The organism is Methanosarcina sp. 2.H.A.1B.4, assembly GCF_000979385.1.
GTDB lineage: Archaea > Halobacteriota > Methanosarcinia > Methanosarcinales > Methanosarcinaceae > Methanosarcina.
Map to the genome: position 1 here is coordinate 1 of NZ_JJOV01000054.1, position 17522 is coordinate 17522.

Annotated in this window: 14 protein-coding genes; 7 read left to right on the forward strand and 7 right to left on the reverse strand. The window is 45.1% G+C overall.

The genetic code is table 11. From position 1 onward, the window contains the following. Positions 1–121 precede the first annotated feature (121 nt). The 4 genes from EO92_RS08650 to tatC (EO92_RS08665) all read right to left on the reverse strand — a co-directional run bounded on the left by EO92_RS08650 (position 122) and on the right by tatC (EO92_RS08665) (position 2719). Positions 122–643 (reverse strand): Nudix hydrolase, encoded by a 522-nt coding sequence (locus EO92_RS08650; protein ID WP_235283260.1) that lies wholly within the window; start codon positions 641–643, stop codon positions 122–124. 145 nt (positions 644–788) lie between these two features. Further along, positions 789–1103 (reverse strand): twin-arginine translocase TatA/TatE family subunit, encoded by a 315-nt coding sequence (locus tag EO92_RS08655; protein WP_048131740.1) that lies wholly within the window; start codon positions 1101–1103, stop codon positions 789–791. 346 nt (positions 1104–1449) lie between these two features. Next, positions 1450–1797, reverse strand: coding sequence for a twin-arginine translocase TatA/TatE family subunit (locus EO92_RS18805; protein WP_048170918.1), 348 nt, complete (start codon positions 1795–1797; stop codon positions 1450–1452). 142 nt (positions 1798–1939) lie between these two features. Beyond that, positions 1940–2719, reverse strand: coding sequence for a twin-arginine translocase subunit TatC (tatC, locus tag EO92_RS08665; RefSeq protein ID WP_048170920.1), 780 nt, complete (start codon positions 2717–2719; stop codon positions 1940–1942). A gap of 487 nt (positions 2720–3206) precedes the next feature. On the opposite strand from tatC (EO92_RS08665), the gene tatC (EO92_RS08670) reads away from it, so the two are divergent. The 4 genes from tatC (EO92_RS08670) to EO92_RS08685 all read left to right on the forward strand — a co-directional run bounded on the left by tatC (EO92_RS08670) (position 3207) and on the right by EO92_RS08685 (position 12871). Then, complete coding sequence (tatC, locus tag EO92_RS08670) at positions 3207–3968, forward strand: Sec-independent protein translocase TatC (protein WP_048170921.1); 762 nt, start codon at positions 3207–3209, stop codon at positions 3966–3968. A 245-nt stretch (positions 3969–4213) separates the two neighbouring features. Then, entirely contained in the window at positions 4214–5101 is an 888-nt protein-coding gene (locus EO92_RS17110) for a DMT family transporter (RefSeq protein WP_082107994.1), read from the forward strand. 494 nt (positions 5102–5595) lie between these two features. Then, positions 5596–11565: a DUF3320 domain-containing protein gene (locus EO92_RS08680; protein WP_048170957.1), complete on the forward strand. Its 5970-nt coding sequence runs from the start codon at positions 5596–5598 to the stop codon at positions 11563–11565. Positions 11566–11899: 334 nt separating this feature from the next. After that, positions 11900–12871 carry a DMT family transporter gene (locus EO92_RS08685; RefSeq protein ID WP_048170923.1) on the forward strand — a complete coding sequence of 324 codons (972 nt, stop codon included), beginning with the start codon at positions 11900–11902 and terminating at the stop codon, positions 12869–12871. Positions 12872–12899: 28 nt separating this feature from the next. Here EO92_RS08685 and EO92_RS17685 read toward each other — a convergent pair whose 3' ends face one another. Beyond that, positions 12900–13040 (reverse strand): hypothetical protein, encoded by a 141-nt coding sequence (locus tag EO92_RS17685; protein WP_156165769.1) that lies wholly within the window; start codon positions 13038–13040, stop codon positions 12900–12902. Between the two features lie 120 nt (positions 13041–13160). Here EO92_RS17685 and EO92_RS18505 point away from each other — a divergent pair, with 120 nt between their 5' ends. The 3 genes from EO92_RS18505 to EO92_RS08695 all read left to right on the forward strand — a co-directional run bounded on the left by EO92_RS18505 (position 13161) and on the right by EO92_RS08695 (position 14532). Next, on the forward strand, positions 13161–13475 hold the full coding sequence (locus EO92_RS18505) for a hypothetical protein (protein WP_235283261.1): 315 nt from the start codon (positions 13161–13163) through the stop codon (positions 13473–13475). 63 nt (positions 13476–13538) lie between these two features. After that, positions 13539–14324, forward strand: coding sequence for a lipopolysaccharide assembly protein LapB (locus tag EO92_RS18515; protein ID WP_255350339.1), 786 nt, complete (start codon positions 13539–13541; stop codon positions 14322–14324). A 46-nt stretch (positions 14325–14370) separates the two neighbouring features. Beyond that, entirely contained in the window at positions 14371–14532 is a 162-nt protein-coding gene (locus EO92_RS08695; protein WP_200896756.1) for a hypothetical protein, read from the forward strand. Between the two features lie 148 nt (positions 14533–14680). Here EO92_RS08695 and EO92_RS08700 read toward each other — a convergent pair whose 3' ends face one another. Both EO92_RS08700 and EO92_RS08705 read right to left on the reverse strand, forming a co-directional pair. Then, positions 14681–15232, reverse strand: a complete 552-nt coding sequence (locus EO92_RS08700; protein ID WP_048134946.1) for a pyruvoyl-dependent arginine decarboxylase — start codon at positions 15230–15232, stop codon at positions 14681–14683. A gap of 288 nt (positions 15233–15520) precedes the next feature. Then, positions 15521–17479 carry a hydantoinase/oxoprolinase N-terminal domain-containing protein gene (locus tag EO92_RS08705; RefSeq protein WP_048170926.1) on the reverse strand — a complete coding sequence of 653 codons (1959 nt, stop codon included), beginning with the start codon at positions 17477–17479 and terminating at the stop codon, positions 15521–15523. Positions 17480–17522 lie beyond the last annotated feature (43 nt).

Consider the following 17522-nt stretch of genomic DNA (forward strand, 5'->3'; position numbering starts at 1 on the left):
TGAACGGTGTTGGCGAGACAAACATTATTTGCTCTAGGGCGGTATAGCATAGGTGCAATCCCTTAGATGCCTGCCAATTCATTGGCGGGAGCCGTCACTCCTTTTTTAGTCCTCTTAAATGTCAGAAAAGGTATTTTCCGCACCCTTCTTCAAAGATTTTTATTATCCCTGCCCTCAGGGAAGGTGTATATTTGCCAGGTTCGATTTTAACAGCCCTGTGCAGGTCTTCAAGTTCCACCCACTCAACTGAAACGGCTTCCTCAGGGTCATGCCGGATAAGGCTTGCTGTTTCTTCCGAACATCTGCCTGAAAATACCGTATGGTAGGCTCCTTTGTTTTCGAAGATGCAGGGAATTTTGAACAATTTTCCGAAAGGGACTGAGATTCCTATTTCCTCAAGCATCTCCCGCGCAATGCAGGCTTCGTAGGACTCGTCTGCGACAGTACCGCTTACGGAGTATGTGTAACGGTTCGGATACCATTTCTTTTGAGATGCCCTTTTCTGGATAAGCATTTTGTTTTCTGGATTCAGCAGGATTAGATGGGAGGCCCTGTGGACGTGATTTCCCGAGTAAAAGTCCTCCCTCGGGCGCAGTCCAAGAAAGTTATCATCTCTATCAACTTCACTGATCAACTCTGTCACAGGGGACCTCCGGATTACCTTTGATCTTTAACACGGATGCCTTATAGATACCACATAGTTAGAACGACAATAAAAAGAAATTCCGAGAAATAAAATTAAAAAATGAAATAATATGAAAAAAGAAAATTTTACTTTTCGGGCGCTTTCAGGGTTCTGAGACCTCTTTTGGCTTCTCTGCGGATCTCTGGATCTCTTCAAGCAGCTGGTCGTCAGTCTTGCCTTTTATGTCAAGCCCAAGCTTCTCAGCAGTTTCCTGTACCTTGGTCTTTGGAGCTACGGGTTCCTTTAAGGATTTCTCAAAATCCTTCAGGTTCTGTTCGGATTCTTTCTGGGCTTTTTTGAATTCTCCCACCGAACTTCCCATGGACCGTGCAAGTTCAGGGAGTTTGCTTGCCCCAAACAGGAGCATAACTACTGCTAATATAAGTATCAGTTCTGTGGGACCTACCCCGCCAAACATATCTATACCTCGAATCTTTACCTTTTTTCTGGTGTTTTTAAGTTTATCAGTAAATTAAGTAGATTATAATACTTTTAGTAGAACAAAAATTATTCTGAAAAACTGCTGTTTAGCAGAGAATGAGGATTTACTTCTACTATATAAACCTTTTATTTTATATTTATTATTTGTCGTATTTTTATATATTTAGTTATTTAGTTATTTAGTTATTTATGTATTTATTTATTAAATTAGTTATTTATTTAGTTGTATATTTACTTGTTTATTATGTTAACTCTTAAGAACTCATGCTATTTTTGTTTCTAATCAATAACTGAAGCTTTGAACCCATATACAGTAAGCTTTATTATTCCAGGATTTTTCCATTGGTACCGGAAGCTTCGTGATTTTCTATATCTGGAATGGAAGATCTGGCTTCCAGTGAATTTTTAAGGCTCTGGTCTGTCCCGATTTTAGTTTTCGGGGCTTCATATTTTATATCCTTTTCGTCCTCTTTTACCCCGGAAACAGCCCCAGATTCTGTTTTCCGGGTATATGAATCGAAGGTCGTGAGCTCCAGTTCAGCGGCTCTCTGTGCTTTCTTGAATTCTCCTACCGCACTTCCGAGAGACCGGGCAAGTTCGGGGAGCTTCCTTGGCCCAAAGAGAAAAAGCGCAGCGATCAGGATTGCAAGCACTTCAGTGGAACCTATCATTGTCGGCTATTATCGACGATCAAATATAAAAATTCTTGCAACAAGCAGGGAAGGCAGGTTTTACGCGGAATCAACTGTCTGTTTATTTTTTATATTTATGCTTTTTTGACCTGACAGACTACGTTAAATTCCCAAACTTGCCTTAAAACAACCTGACCAGTAGCAGGCTGAACTCAAAGAGGACTACAAGCAGAAGCGCGACCAATATCTGGGCAATGAAAGTCGGGTCCGGCGAAAGGAATAGGGATAGCGTTACAATTGCGCTATAGACCAGTATACGCTGTTTCTTGAGGGTTTGATACTTTACAAGCCCCATTTTCACGGCAAATATTACAAGAAGGGGAGCCTGGAACACAATTCCGAAGCCTGCAAGTATTGTGGTCACGGCTGAGAAGGTGTTTTGCACGGAAAGCTGGGCTGAAGCCACATCCCCTGAGTAAAAGATAACGTACCTGAACATCACAGGCAGGACAATGAAGTAGCCCAGGGCAGCTCCCAGGATAAACAGGAGGAAAGATACAGGGACAACTTTCAAGAAAAAGCGCTTCTCATGCGGATAAAGCCCTTTCCCTGCAAACCTGTAGAGCTGATAGAATAATTGCGGAATTGATACTGCAAGTGCAAAGACCAGGCAGAGCTTGAGGCGGGCAAAGATCCATTCAAGAGGCGAATATACTGCCATATCCAGTCCCGAGCTTATGAATTCTTTCCAGACAAGCATCATCCCTTTTTCAGAGAAGGGGTATGCGACCAGCATAGCCAGAAAGAGCCAGACAAAGACTACAGCAAGCCGGTTCCTGAACTCATACAGGTGAGCCATAAGGGGTTCTTCTATATCCCCGGGAACTCCGGAAGAACAAGCGTTTCCGTTAATTTTGTTTCCTGTATCAGGGAGCTGGTTTCCGGTATTATGAGAGGTCATGGTTTTTATCTGTATTATCTATTTTTCTGTTGAGTTTGCGATATGTTTTCTCTGTCTTACACTGCATTTTAATAAATATATTAATATCGGAACATCTGATTACACTTATATCCCAGACCTCGATGATATCCCGCATGCTCTGGATATTCTGAAGTAGGGATACTCTAAAACCATATATCCATGATATATATTTACCGTCATCAATATTTACAGTATTTATTCGGATATCCCCATGATCCCCGTCATCAATATTTACAGTATTTATTCAGATATCCCCATGATCCCCGTCATCAATATTTACAGTATTTATTCGGATATCCCCATGATCCGTTGCCGTGTTTAATATTGTCTAAAAACACAAAGCTTGAAATATTATGCTTTGATCTGGAATCTTGCATTTTCTATCCCAAACATAAAAAACATATAACGGAATAGTAAGTTCCTGAATGATAACCAGTTCATTTTATTTGCCGGATAGGTACTCCATATGTCTGAAGCAATTGAAAACTTAAGTGTAATCCTGCTGACCCTGCGAAAGAAATTGATTGTAGTTGCTGCAGTCCTTTTTGCAGGCGTTGCTCTTTCGTTCCAGTTTACAGGTCCGCTGATTGAGAGAATGAAAGAGGACCTCCTGCCTGAGGGTGCAAAGCTGGTGTACATATCCCCTCTTGAAGTAATGATGCTGAAGCTCAAGCTCTCATTTATAGTAGGGCTGCTCTTTGCCATTCCTGTGATTGCATTCTATGCTTACCGGGCTGTATCGAGGCGTTTTTCGATCAGAAATCCGATACAGGTCGGAAAAAACCAGTTTGTACTCCTGAGTGCGGCTGCTCTCGTAATGTTTGCCCTCGGGGCTTCGTATGCTTACTTCTTCATGCTTCCCCTCTTTCTGGACTATCTTTACCTGAACGCAGCAGGTTCAGGGGTAACTGCTACCTACTCGATCTTCAAGTTCATTTCGTTTGCAGCTGCAGGCACAGCTCTTTTCGGGCTGATATTCGAACTTCCTATAGTACTCACCTTCCTGACCAGGAACGGCTTTATACAGTACAGTACCCTTGTGACCTACCGCAAGCATATTTATATCGTCTTCCTGGTGATAGGAGCTGTAATTACCCCTCCTGACATACTCAGCCAGGTCATGGTTGCAGTGCCCATGATAATCTTTTTTGAGATCAGCATGGTTGTTGTAAGGGTACTTGGCGTGAAGAATAAAGTTACTCAGACTGAGGCCGAAAAAGTTTGCTGAGCGGGTTTTTGAGGAAAAGAATCGGGAAAAAGGGAAGAAGAAGTGAAAAGGGAAGAATGCAGGAAGACTGACACATCCTGCCAGAAAATTGTGCGATATTAAGATATGATGCACCCGCTCCCCCCAGATATGCAGAATTTCATATAGATTCCCCTGTACGCCTTGTAATCGTCGTGGGTGTCCCGGAATATCTTCAGTGTGCTCGGGAAAGTATTATTTAAGCAGACCCCTTATTTGCAGAGATCATGGAGCCAAAGCATATAAAAGCAAGTGCCCAGGTAGTTGCCGCATCAGTCATCTATGGGTTTGCAGGAATATTTTTCCTGTACATAAAAAACATGGCTGCAGGTCCTGTTGTTTTTTACCAGCTCCTTTTAGGTTTTCTTGCCCTTGCAGTTTATCTGGCAGCCACGGGACAGCTCTCCGGGATACAGCTAAGGGGAAAAAGAAAAGCCCTTTTGTTGCTCGGGGCCTGGCACGCCGGAGTCATGCTTTCCTATTACACGGCTGTAAACTTTACGAACGTCTCGATGTCTGTACTTTTGCTTTATACGGCTCCTCTTTATGTCCTGCTGATTGCCCCTGTCATCCTTAAAGAAAAAATCAGCACAAAAAACCTTGCTGCTCTTGCGCTCTCCCTTATAGGGGTGGTGGTGGTTGTGGGTCCGGAGAGTCTTGTTTCCGGTACGGCAGAAGCCGGATCAGGATATCTCTACGGTGTGCTGATGGGACTTTTCTCAGGTTTTTTCTATGCCTGCATTATTTTAACCTCCCGTTACCTCAGAGACGAATATTCAGGCATGGAACAGCTTTTTATCTCAACAGGCGTGACCCTTGTGATCCTTTTTCCCTTTATGCTGCAAATATCTCCCTCAGCCCTGCTTGAGAACCTGCCTGTCCTTCTCTTCCTCGGGGTAATGATAACCTCCCTCGGCTCCATTCTCTATTTCACAGGGCTTGAGCATGTAAAAGCCCAGAATGCGAGCATAATCTCCCTGCTTGAGCCCGTAAGTGCTATCTTTTTTGCCTATCTAATCTTAAACGACCCGGTATCCAGGACCACCCTGCTCGGATGCGTCCTTATTCTTGCAAGCTCTCTCCTTATGAGCCTGGAAAAAGAAAGCAAGGCCTAAGGTAAAATTCGCCTCTCTCGAATCGCGCCTCGAGATCACAGAAAATAGAAGATTTTCAGGGAGTTGCGATGTAATCGCAACAGTATGCGGTCCGTTCCAGCAGAGTTGCGACTCTGCAGTACGCTGCCCTTTTCGCTGCGCTTAAGAGGGCTAATCTATGGGTTTTAGCAGTGAGCTCAGCTCGCTCAAGCGGACGAATTAAAAATATCCGGGTCCATAATCAAGGTACAAGGATTATTTAATATTAAGACACCCTCTTAGAAAAACATTTTATACTCTGTGACTAATGTTGTACAGTAGCATATTTACGGAATTGAATTATTTCAGAGCCTGAAGAGACTTTAAGAGGAGTTCGTTTTCTTTTTAGTAGAATTCCTCCCTGTCCAGAAGTCTTATTTTCCGGCAAAACATTATAAAATTTATTAAAAATCCTGTGTTCTTATCTGTATCAGAAATATATTTTATTGATTTATTTGAAAAGGACCTGGTATTTTATGGTAGACATAGTTAAGGAACTGGAAACACTAAGGCAAAACTTGCTTGATCTATCTCTTCGTAATAACCTTCTCAATTACCGTCCTTCCCTGAGAAGGACAATCTCAATTACGGGCAGAACCCCGGAGGAGGTCTATGACCTTTTTGTTCTCCAGGAAAAATCAATGAAGTTCAGGGCAGCAAAGACCAGGCCCAGAAAAAGAGGGAAAAATGAAAATGGGGGAAATGGGGGAAATGGGGAAGATGATGATGCGGAAAATGAAAGCAAGCTTCTGAAAACAATAGGAAAAATCCCTGTTTCCGAAGAAAAGAATAAACCCCATAACTCCCGTTTCGAACCGTTTCTTGAGACCCCCGACGACAGCGAAACTCTTGATCGGAAACTTTTTTACGTTTATAACCAGGCAAATTCTATTTTTGAAGAGCAGGGTTATCCTGTTCTCTATCTTGCAATGGGCTTTCTGCAGTGGAGTGAGAACAAGTCTTCGGTAAAGAACCCGAGGGCTCCACTTGTTCTGGTCCCGGTCGAACTCAAAAGGATGGGAAAAGGCAGGAACTTCAGCATCCAGTGGACCGGGGACGAGATTTTCACTTCTATTACCCTTCAGGCAAAGATGAAAGATTTCGGGATCGAGGTCCCTGAGTTTGAAATGCCTGAGGAGGCTTTCGGGATACAGGAATACTTCAGGACAGTGCTCGGAGCAATCCTGGATAAAACGGACTGGAAGATCATTCCGGAAGTCTGCCTTGACCTTTTCAACTTCAGGAAATTTGTCATGTACAAAGACCTGGAACCTGCAACCTGGCCTGAGGACATGTCTCCTGCAGAGCATCCACTGATCCAGAAGGTCTTCAACCCTGAAGATTCTGAGTGCGAGATTCAGGGCTTTCGGGAAGAGGAGGTCGACCTGAAGCTTTCGGCAAAAGATACCTACCATATAATGGATGCCGACTCCTCGCAGATTGCAGTCGTTGAGGATGTGAAAGCCGGAAAAAACCTTGTTGTGGAAGGGCCGCCTGGCACAGGAAAGTCCCAGACCATTGCAAACACAATTGCAGAACTGCTTGCCCAGGGCAAAAGCGTGCTCTTTGTGAGCGAAAAGATGGCTGCCCTTCAGGTTGTAAAGAACAGGCTTGATAATTCGGGGCTGGGAGAGCTCTGCCTCGAGGTCCACAGCCACCAGACCAGAAAAAAAGCCGTGCTTGAGGAACTGGAAAAAGCCCTTAACCGGGCTGCTCCTCCTGCTATCAGCGCTGAGAGAGATCTTAACGAACTTGAAAAGCTTAAACAGGAACTCAACGGGTATGCAGAGACACTCAGGGAACCGGCAGGAAATATCTATCCCAGTCTCTATGCACTTTACGGGGTAAAGGAAAAGACCCGGATTTACTTTGAGTCAAAGGGCCTGAAAATACCCCATTTTAAGTTTCAGGGCTCTGATACGTGGGAACCCAAAGCCTGGATGGAAGCTGAATCTGTTCTGGAAAAAATGGGGCAGGTGCTTCCTGCTCTCGGGCCTGTCAGGAAGAATCCCTGGTATGGCTGCGAGCCCGGGCTTATTCTGCCTTCTGACCTGGGGGAAATCGGGTCTATTGCAGATGAATGCACTTTTGCTTTTGAAAACCTTGAGAAGTCAATAAAAACCCTTAACGACCTCTCTGCAACCTCAAAACCCCAAACACTTCAAGATATTGCAGGCATAACCGAAGCTGCAAAACTGATAAGCAAATCAAAACCCCTGCCTGAAAAAATACTCCAGAACCCTGAATGGGACTCCGAGGCTTCAATATCCGAAGCTGAAGCCCTGGTCTCAAAAATAAGGCAGTACCGGGAACTGAAAACCTTTGTGGACAGGACTTTTCACCTGTCAGTTTTTGACTTTGACCCCTCCGGGTTTAAGGAAGTATCCGGCAAGTTGTTCGGCATTTTAAATTCCAGGTACAGGAAACTAAAAAAGGAGATTTCAGCCTGCTATATCTCAGGGGCGCCTTCAAAAGACAGCAAAATCCTTCTCGACCTCGCCTGCGTTTCCGAGTGTAAGGCTCACAGGCTGGAGCTTGAGGGTGCTGAGATAACTGGCAAAAAGTTCTTCTGGGAGTACTGGAAGGGCCTTGAAAGCGACCCCGCCTCCCTGGAAGAACACTGCAGGTGGATGATCCCCTTCCGCAGGCATCTCAAGCAAGGTACTCTAACTGACAGATCATTCAGGCTGGTAGAAGGCGGGATTAATGCAACAGCTCTTGAGTCCGCTATAAACGACGTCCTGACAGCAAAACAGGTTTTTGTTTCCTCCCTGGAAGAACTCGGCTCCCTTGTAGGAGCAGATTTCGGGAAAATGTTCGGAAACGATATGGAAGCTGTAAAGCTCAGCCAGTTAAAGTCCCGTGTAACCAGATGGAAAGATGAGACTTCTTCCCTCGTGTTCTGGAGCCAGTACCTTGGATACAGGCAGGCTTGCCTTGAAACGCTTGCTTCTCCCATGATGGAGGACATAGAAGCCGGAAAAATAGAATCAGAAGACCTGATCCCGGCTTTTGAGGGAAACTATGCCGAAAGCATGCTGCACAGGGCTTTCAGGGAAAAGCCGGAACTCTCTGCTTTTATCAGGGAACTTCATGAAGGCAAGATAAGCAAGTTCACCGAGCTTGACAAAAAAGTCCTGCTTGAGAATAGGAAGAGAATTGTCTGTTCTGCTTATGAGCAGGCCCCCAGGCTGACCTCGGGAGCATCAAGAGCTTCCGAAGCCGGAATTCTGCTCAACGAATTCAACCGCAAACGCGGGCACATGCCTATACGTACCCTTATGAAAAAGGCGGGCAGCCTTGTACAGAAAATAAAGCCCTGCTTCCTGATGAGCCCGCTTTCCATTGCGCAGTACCTGGACCCGAGGAGTACAAGGTTTGATGTGATTATCTTTGACGAGGCAAGCCAGGTCAGGCCGGAAGATGCTGTCGGCGCACTCCTGCGCGGAAAACAGGTAGTGGTAATGGGAGACTCAAAACAGCTTCCTCCAACCGACTTCTTCGATACTGTTGTCGATTCCCCTGATAGCGAGCCTGATGACTATGCTTCCGCAGGGGACATGGAAAGCATCCTGAATGTCTGCAAGCGCAGCTTCCCGGTAAAGACACTGCGCTGGCACTACAGGAGCCGGCATGAGTCCCTTATTGCGATTTCAAACCAGGAGTTTTACGACAACCGCCTCTATGTTTACCCCTCTCCAATGCAGAAAGATGAAAGCCTGGGGCTGAAGTTCATTCACCTCCCTGATGCGGCTTATGACAGGGGCAAGAGTGGAGCCAACAGGATCGAGGCAAGAGCCGTTGCCAGGGCAGTGTTCGAGCATTTCCAGAAGTATCCTGGAAAAAGCCTGGGGGTCGGCACCTTCAATGTAAAACAGCAGGAGGCTATCCTAGAAGAGATCGAAGTTCTCCTGAAAGCAAACCCGGGCGTTGACCTTAACTCAGGGAATGATAGGGGCGAACACTTCTTCGTAAAGAACCTCGAAACCATCCAGGGCGACGAGAGGGATGTCATTCTTCTGAGTGTGGGTTTCGGTTTTGATAATAACAGGAAACTTTCCCTGAACTTCGGCCCCCTTAACCGGGAAGGAGGAGAAAGGCGCCTGAATGTGCTTATCACAAGGGCAAGGGAAAAGTGCGTTGTCTTTTCCAACTTTACTTCAAGAGACCTGTCCCTTGACGAAAACTCCTCTTTCGGGCTCAAAGCCCTCAAAGTCTTCCTTGAGTTTGCTGAAAGCGGCACCCTTCCGGCTCCTTCATGCGGCAGGCAGGAGCTTGATTCTCCTTTCGAAGAAGCGGTCTCCGATTTCCTGACTGAAAACGGGTGTGAGGTGCACAGGCAGATAGGATGTGCCGGCTACAGGCTCGATCTTGCAGTCCCTGACCCCCGCCATCCGGGCAGGTACGTGCTCGGGATCGAGTGTGATGGGGCAAGCTACCATTCTTCTCCTGTTGCAAGAGACCGGGACCGCCTGCGCCAGCAGGTTCTCGGAGGGCTGGGCTGGAAAATCTACAGGGTCTGGTCTACGGACTGGTACCTCCATCCAAAAGAGTGCAGGGAAAAACTGCTTGATACCGTAAAGGCAGCTGTTAAACAGGCAAAATTGCAGGCAAAATCCGAACCTGAACCCGAAGTTGTGATAATAAACGAACCTCCCGCCTGGGCAAAATCCGCCAAAACTAATGAGATCGCCACAACTTATGAGATAGCCGGAACTTATGAGGTAAAAGCCGTTCCTGCTGCAAGCCTGTTTTCACCTTTAGAAAGCAAAGCCTTTAAAGAGCCTGTAAAAAACTTTAACGAGCCTGAAATAAGACCCTTTGAAACGGCATCCCCGACAAAAGTTTCCCCTGAAGTCGAGTTTCTTTCGGGAAACTCATCTGAAATAGAGCACCTGGTCGAAGATTCACCTGAAAAGAAGTCTATTGCACAGATTTCCTTTGAAGCGGCATATGAAGAAAAAGAAAAAGCAGACGAAGAGGAAGTAAAAGAAGCAGATGAAGAGGAACTGGAAGACGAGGTGGAGTATGAAGACGAAGCAGAAGATGAAGAATCCTTTACTGCTGCTTTCCCCACGCTTGAAGGAGGATTTTCAACCTATTCAGGGCCGGACTTCCTTCCTGAAATGACTTTAAAAGCCGAGTCCATGGCTACTCTCGCTGACGAAAACTCCAGAAAGGAACCTGTCAGAAGGTTAAAGAAATCAAAGCTTCTTAAATTCAGTGTTGACCCACGCTCTAATTTCGAAACGGATATTGACGGAGGATCAGATCCCATTCCTGAGCCTGAATCTGAAAGAATAAACTTCTTCCAGGCTTACCCGGAGATCGATTTCAGTGCAGGTCCGGAAAAGAAACGAAAAAGCAGAAAGATTAACGAGTTTGCTTACATCTACGGCTCAGGAGGCTTCTTTGAACCTGAAGATCCTGAAGACGACGATTATCCCGATTCGGAATGGAGTTCTGAACCCGAAATAGGTCCTGAACCTGAAATAGAACTCGAACCTGAAATAGAACTCGAACCTGAAATAGAACTCGAAACTGAAATAGAACCTGAACTCGAAACAGGACCTGGAGTTAGAGCTGGATCTGACACCGAATATGGAGTAAAACCCGGCATCAAATCAGGACTTAAACCTGTTCTTGATAAACCTGTTCTTGAAGGCGCTTTTGAGCCGGAGCCCTCTATAGAACCTGAAACAGGGCCTGAATCTGAACTTAAAGTTAAATATGAAATTAAATCTGAAACTGGGTACGGCAGCGATCCAGAAGCTGAACCAAAACCCGATTTAGAATCAGGGCTTGAGACTAAAGATCCCGGAATCATCGAACCTCATGCTCCCGAGAATATGAAAGACGGAGATGAAAAACTGTCCGGGAAAGGGAATTCTCTGGAGGCTCTTGTGTCTCCCTACAAAACCTGCCTCTCCTCCAGACTTCCGCAGTCTGGAGACTTTTCTGAAGTTTCCGATGAGCAGATCGAGGAGGCAATTATAAGAATTGTGGAATGCGAAGGTCCTATTCACTCAGAGGAAATACTCCAGAGGATAAAATCCCATACAGGACTCTCCCGCATGCTCGGCAAAATCAAACAGAGAGTACTTGACTCCATGTCATCGGCTGAAAATTCGGGAAAAATCCTGGCAAGAGGAGAATTTTACTGGCCACTCTCGGAACCTGAATATCTCCTGCGCAGGCGTGATGCTGATGCATATGCAAAGATTGAATGGATCTGCGATGAGGAAATAAAAGAGGCTGTCCGTTTTGTCCTTAACAACCAGTACTCAACCCCTATGGAAGACCTGATTATCCAGACATCAAGGGTACTGGGGATTAAAACAACCCGCAAAAACACCTGGGATAGAGTAGAGAAACTTATTCAATCAGGAATTGAAAGCAACGAACTGACCCGCACTCCCAATGAAATGATTTATTTTGTAGAGTAAGTGAAGACACAGGTTAATTTGTTCAATCTGTTAAAGATATTTTTTTAATTTGACTTTATTTCGTTCTTTCGTTCTTTCTTTCGTTTACCCTTGTTCTACTTTTTAATTACTCTTGTTCTACTTTTTAATTACCCTTGTTCTACTTTTTAATTACCCTTGTTCTACTTTTTAATTACCCTTGTTCTACTTTTTAATTACCCTCGTTCTACTTTATAATTTTTCCATTGATTTGCTTGCCGTAACCCTCTTTTAACTATCTTAACTTTAATAATCCATCATAATTAATTATTTTCAAATAGTTATATATCCCGGATCTAATATTTATCTTGCAATCATGCCCCTAACAATTAAAGAAAATAACAAACCATTTGCAGCAGTTATCACGTCCTGTATCCTTTTTGGGATGATAGGCATATTTGTAAAAGAGATAAGAGGTATGGACGCAGGTTCTATCCTGTTTTACCGGCTATTTTTCGGATTTGCGGTCATTCTGGGGTATCTTGTGGTATCTGGAGGGATAAAGAAAGTTGGACTGAAGCATAAAAAATTCTATATGTTTTTACTTGGAGTTCTTAACACAGTAACGATGTTTGCGTACTTTTCCTCAATCAAATATACCGGCATTCCTGTAGCTGTGCTTCTCCTGTACACAGCGCCAATATATGTTACCCTGCTCTCTCCTTTACTCCTTAAAGAGCAAGTAACTTTTAGGGATATGCTTGCACTTATCCTGTCTATCTCGGGTATACTGCTTGCTGTCAATCCTTCAACTCTTTACGGGATTCCAGGTTCCGAAAATGGAAACTACATCATAGGAGTCCTTTTTGGGCTGCTTTCCGGGCTTTCTTACGGCTGTTCGATCATGACCATAAACTACCTGAAGGAAACCTATTCGGCTGTCGAACAGATGTTCTGGTCAACAGCAATAAGCCTCGTACTGCTCCTGCCTTTCGGGGTCTCTGTATCAGCACCGATCCTGCTCGAAAACCTGAATTTGCTGGTACCTTTAGGCGTTATAGCTACAGCTTTTGCCTCCATTCTGTACTTTAGAGGAGTGGTGCATATAAAGGCACAGACTGCAGCTGTGCTCTCCCTGCTTGAGCCGGTGAGCAGTATCGGTTTCTGCTGCATGCTCTTTGGAGAGCCTGTGCAGCCAAACACAATTGGGGGCTGCCTCTTCATCCTTGCAGGTGCCACACTTATTGGTTACGGTCCGATCCGGCCAGGAGCTTCAGAAACATATTTCAGGAACATGTGGGCAAGGTTCTTCCAGCCTTACATGCCTCTTAGACCGGGGAAGCTTTGATTTTCTTCCCCTTTATCCCTTTTCAAAATCAGCTTCTTCTTTCCTTCTTTAACTTCTTCTTTAACTTCTTCTTTAACTTCTTCTTTAACTTCTTCTTTAACTTCTTCTTTTTTACTTCTCGATTCTTCTCCCTCTTCTTCTTTTGATTTCTCGGAAAAATATACTGCATTTCAGGACAACTTTTTTGAAAACTCTTTCCTTGAGTCCGAATTATATAATAAAGTATTTATCGGCTGAAAACCGTGGATAAATAAGGAGGAAGCTGAAGCTTTTTCTCAGGGAATTATTTTTGAGGGAATTGATTTTTATGGACCTTGACATGATCAATAAGCTTGTTTTTGACGTTGTGGAATCGGTCAGGAAAAATGAGGACGAACCCGGTGCAGGAGTTGAATTTGCAGTCCAGTTTTCAAGGAAAAACGGGATTTCTCCCGATTATCTCCTGAACATCGCAAAGATATGTGACTCAAAGGGGATGTTCAGGGAAGAATACGTGTTCATGAAAGCCTGCGCCCTCCTGGGAGAAGGGGGACAGCGGGTTGAGGCTTATTTCCTTTCTGGTGTGCTTGCGTATTTCATGGGGAGGAAGGAAAATGCTCTTTAGGAATTCGATGAAGCCCTGAAACTTGATCCCGGACACGTCAACTCGCTCTGCAACCAGGGAATTATCCTTGCCGAGCTTGGACGGAAACTTGAAGCAGAGAGCCGGTACAAGAGGGCTCTTGAACTTGAGCCGGGGCATGTCAGCACCCACTGCAACTATGGAAATCTCTTTTTTGAGCTCGGGAAACTGCAGGAAGCGGAACGCGAGTTCAGGACAGTGCTTGAACTGGACCCTGGAAATGCAAACACCCGCTGCAACTATGCCAACCTCCTTGCCGAACTGGGGCGGAAAAAGGAAGCCGAAGAACATTTCGTACAGGTGCTTGAACAGGTGCCGGAGCACGTGTCAGCCAACTATAATTACGCCAATTTCCTCAAGGAGGAAGGAAAGGTTGAGGAAGCTGAAGTTCATTATAAAGAGGTTTTGAAGGTAAGCCCCGGTCACATAAGTGCTCTCTGCAACTACGGCAACCTGCTCTCGGAATCCGGCCGGACTGAGGAGGCGACAATGCAGTACAGGCTTATCCTCAAGTTGAAACCCGAGGATGCGGATACCAGGGCTAATTACGGGCAGCTCCTTTTTGAGCTTGGGCGGTATCATGAAGCTGAAATCCAGTACAAAAAGACCCTTGAAATAGACCCATGCCACGTCTCTACGCTCTGCAATTACGCCAACCTGTTGAAACGGCTAGGAATGTTCCGGCAGGCTGAAGCCATGTACCAAGAAGCCCTGGAACTGGATCCCGAAGACATTAACACCCGCTACAACTACAGCCTGTTCCTCTTCAAGCTTGAGCGCTTTGATGAGGCAAAGGAACAATATATTAAAGCTATATTCTCGGATGCTTGAACCGATGAGCAGTATATGTTTCTGCTGCATACTCCTTGGAGAAACTGTGCAACCAGACACAATTGAGGGGGGCCTCTTCATCCTTGCAGGTGCTGCACTTATTGGTTACAGCACTCCAATCCGGCCAGGAGCTTCAGAAAAATATTTCAGGGACATGTGGGCAAGATTCTTCCAGCCTTACATGCCCTTTAGACCGGGGAAGCTTTGATTTTCTTCCCCTTATCCTTTTTTAAAAACAGAGTATTTTTAACTCTACAGAGTATTTTTAACTCTATATCCTTAATTTCTTCTAAATTTATTTTCTTAAATTTCTTTTAATATTCATCTTCTTTAATATTCATCTTCTTGTGGGTTTTTCAACATTTACTTGTAACAAAGACCATAGCAGCCACTACTGTAGTCCAATTTCCGTCCTTGTCTCCTTTTGCGGTCTGGCACATATGGAAGGTATCAAAAATGTGTCCGCTTGCCTTGTACACCTGTTCTCTCTCATGCCAGGCCATCTCCGCATCAAACTCTATGCCGAGAGTTGTTGCCAGCATCGTTGCGGCCAGATCTTCAGCATATTCCCCGGCAATTACTTCTTCTTCTCCAAACGAGTGGTGTTCTGAAATGTAGCCGTAGTTATCCTCATTCACAGGTACAGCAGTTCCTATGGCTGATGCCATCAGGCGGTGCGGCTCGTTAGTATCGTTCCTCGCAAGAACACAATGGACAATGGCACCGGGTCTCAATTCTGAGACGCCTTCTTCTTTAGGTACGAGTTTACAGTTAGGAGGAAGAATACTTGAGACGCTCACAAGATTGTATTTTTCTATTTTTGCAGCCCTCAGTGCGAGTTCAAAAGATGCTAATCTGTCCTTATGGACCCCGGTACCTTTTGTCAAAAATGCTTTTCTAGGGATCATGTTAACTCCTTTAAGTATCTATATTTCATACATCTGTTGTGCGATTTTCCATTGTTTGGGCAACCAATACACAAATAAAGTATTTATAAATGATTTAAAATTTTTCTGCAGTATCAGGTGAACTATTAGGATTAGGCGTATAACCAATATTTCATGTTCCAAATGTACAGGAGATTTATGAACTTTCCCCTCTTTTCACGTCCAATTATCAGCTATGGAAGTCACTTCTGCATAGTTGCAGTCCTGAGATCATGTCTATCCTTAAGGTTCATCAAAACTTTGTAAAAATTATTTATGCTCGGATACCGCTTTCTCGTAAACATCTGAGTTTGAGGTTCCTTCGAAAATAAACCTGGTCTCAAGGGGAATATCGCCTGTATGAACCTTTATGTCCTTCTTTTCTACAGTGATTGTGACCTGGTCCGGAGAAAGCCCTGATTCAGCCATGTAGTCAAGAACAAGCTTTCTTCCGAACTCCTCAGCGAACTCGAGAGCCTCACTTCTTATGACGAAATGCCTTCTTCCCACAGGAGTGTAGACAAAAACCCCTTTTGTCCTCAGGTCATACTTTGATTCACTGTAAGTTGTACGGACTATGATTTCAACGCGTTTTGTCCCTTTTCCCACAAGAGCTCCCACCGCATTTCCTACATCGGAGTATTCCGGGACAATTATTTCGGCATCAACCAGGTTTTTCAGGTTATCCACATACGCTCTGACCGGCCCTCCCAGAAGTACTACAGGAATATCTACCTTAAAGCGGGAGAAAAATTTGCCTTCGAGCATTTTCTCAATCTCATTCCTGTCAACTCCTTCCATAAGGAAGGAAAGAAGATCTCTTGCCATATTCCTGGCAAAAAGCTGCTTCACGTTTATACAGAACTCCTGCCTACTGGTTCCTGTGAAGTTTGCAAGCAGCGTAGCCCCTATTTCCGAGGCTTCGGAATTCCATTCAGCATATTCCCCCAAGACATGCAAAGCATCAGTTGGGGTAAAGCCAATAACCTGGACAAGCCGCTTCTGGATCAGGGAGTCCATTACTTTTTTAGAAGGAAGGATATTTCTGTCCCAGTAGACGTCTTTAAGGGAAAGCGGTTCATTTCTTATAAGGGCAAGGAGCTCCTCTTCCTCCCGACTCAGGTCAACAGCTTTTTGTTTTGTCCTTACAAAGAATTTTGTTGCCTGGATATGCTCATTCATTTTCAGCCTGTCAGGAATCCAGCGCTTTTTCAGGGTATTCATGAACGAAGGGTAGAGGACAGCAGCCCTGCAGAGCGGAATAACCCTTCGAGGTCCTATGTTTGTCCTGCTGCCCTGGACCCAGATATGGCTGTCCCCTCCCATTGCCGAGGTCTCCATCCTGAGTGCCCTTACTTTTGTCTGCCAGCCTCCTACAATAGCTCCGGTTTCACTGAGGTAAGGAAGTCCTTTATGGATAAGGGAGACATCCGTGCTTGTCCCTCCAACATCGATAACAGCACAAGTCTCATGCCCTGAGAGGTAGGAAGACCCAAGAAGACTTGCAGCAGGCCCGGAAAAGACCGATTCTATGGGCTTTTTCATGGCTTCGTGCATGCTTACGACAGACCCGTCACAGCGGAGCATTGCAATTCTGGATTCAAGCCCTCTCCTTTCGATCTCGCCTACGACGGTCTTCAGGAAACCCTCTGCTACGGGCAGGAGCTGAGCATTCAGGTAAGCTGTAACCCCTCTTTCATAGGCTCCCAGGGACTGAGCAAGTTCATGCCCGCAGACAACAGGAAGCCCTGTAAGTTCCTGGATCAGGGCTTTTATGCGCAGTTCATGCTCAGGGTTGCGGACGCTGAAATATGAAGAGACTGCAAACGCCGAGACCTTGCCCTTTAGCCTCAGTACAAAGCTTTCAACTGTGGAAAGGTCGAGGGCTGCGACCTCATCTCCGTAGCTGTTGTGTCCTCCCTGCACCATTATGCAGTTTTCAATTTCAGAATCCGCAGGGATTTCATAATCTCCTACAAGGACAAGCCCTACAGGATATCCTGTCTTTTCAAGGATGGTATTTGTTGCAAGGGTTGTGGAAACCGAAACCATGGTTACAAGCTTCAGCTTTTCCTGGTCAAGCCCGTCAATAGAATTAGTAATTCCTTCAAGAAGGTCGGGATATGTTGTGAGTGCCTTGTTTGAGTCGACAACCTTTCCATCCGAGTTCCTGAGTAATATGGAATCGGTATATGTCCCGCCTGCATCGATGCCTAGACTGTATGCCATTTTTTAACTCCTGTTACACATATTAAATATCTACGGATCACTC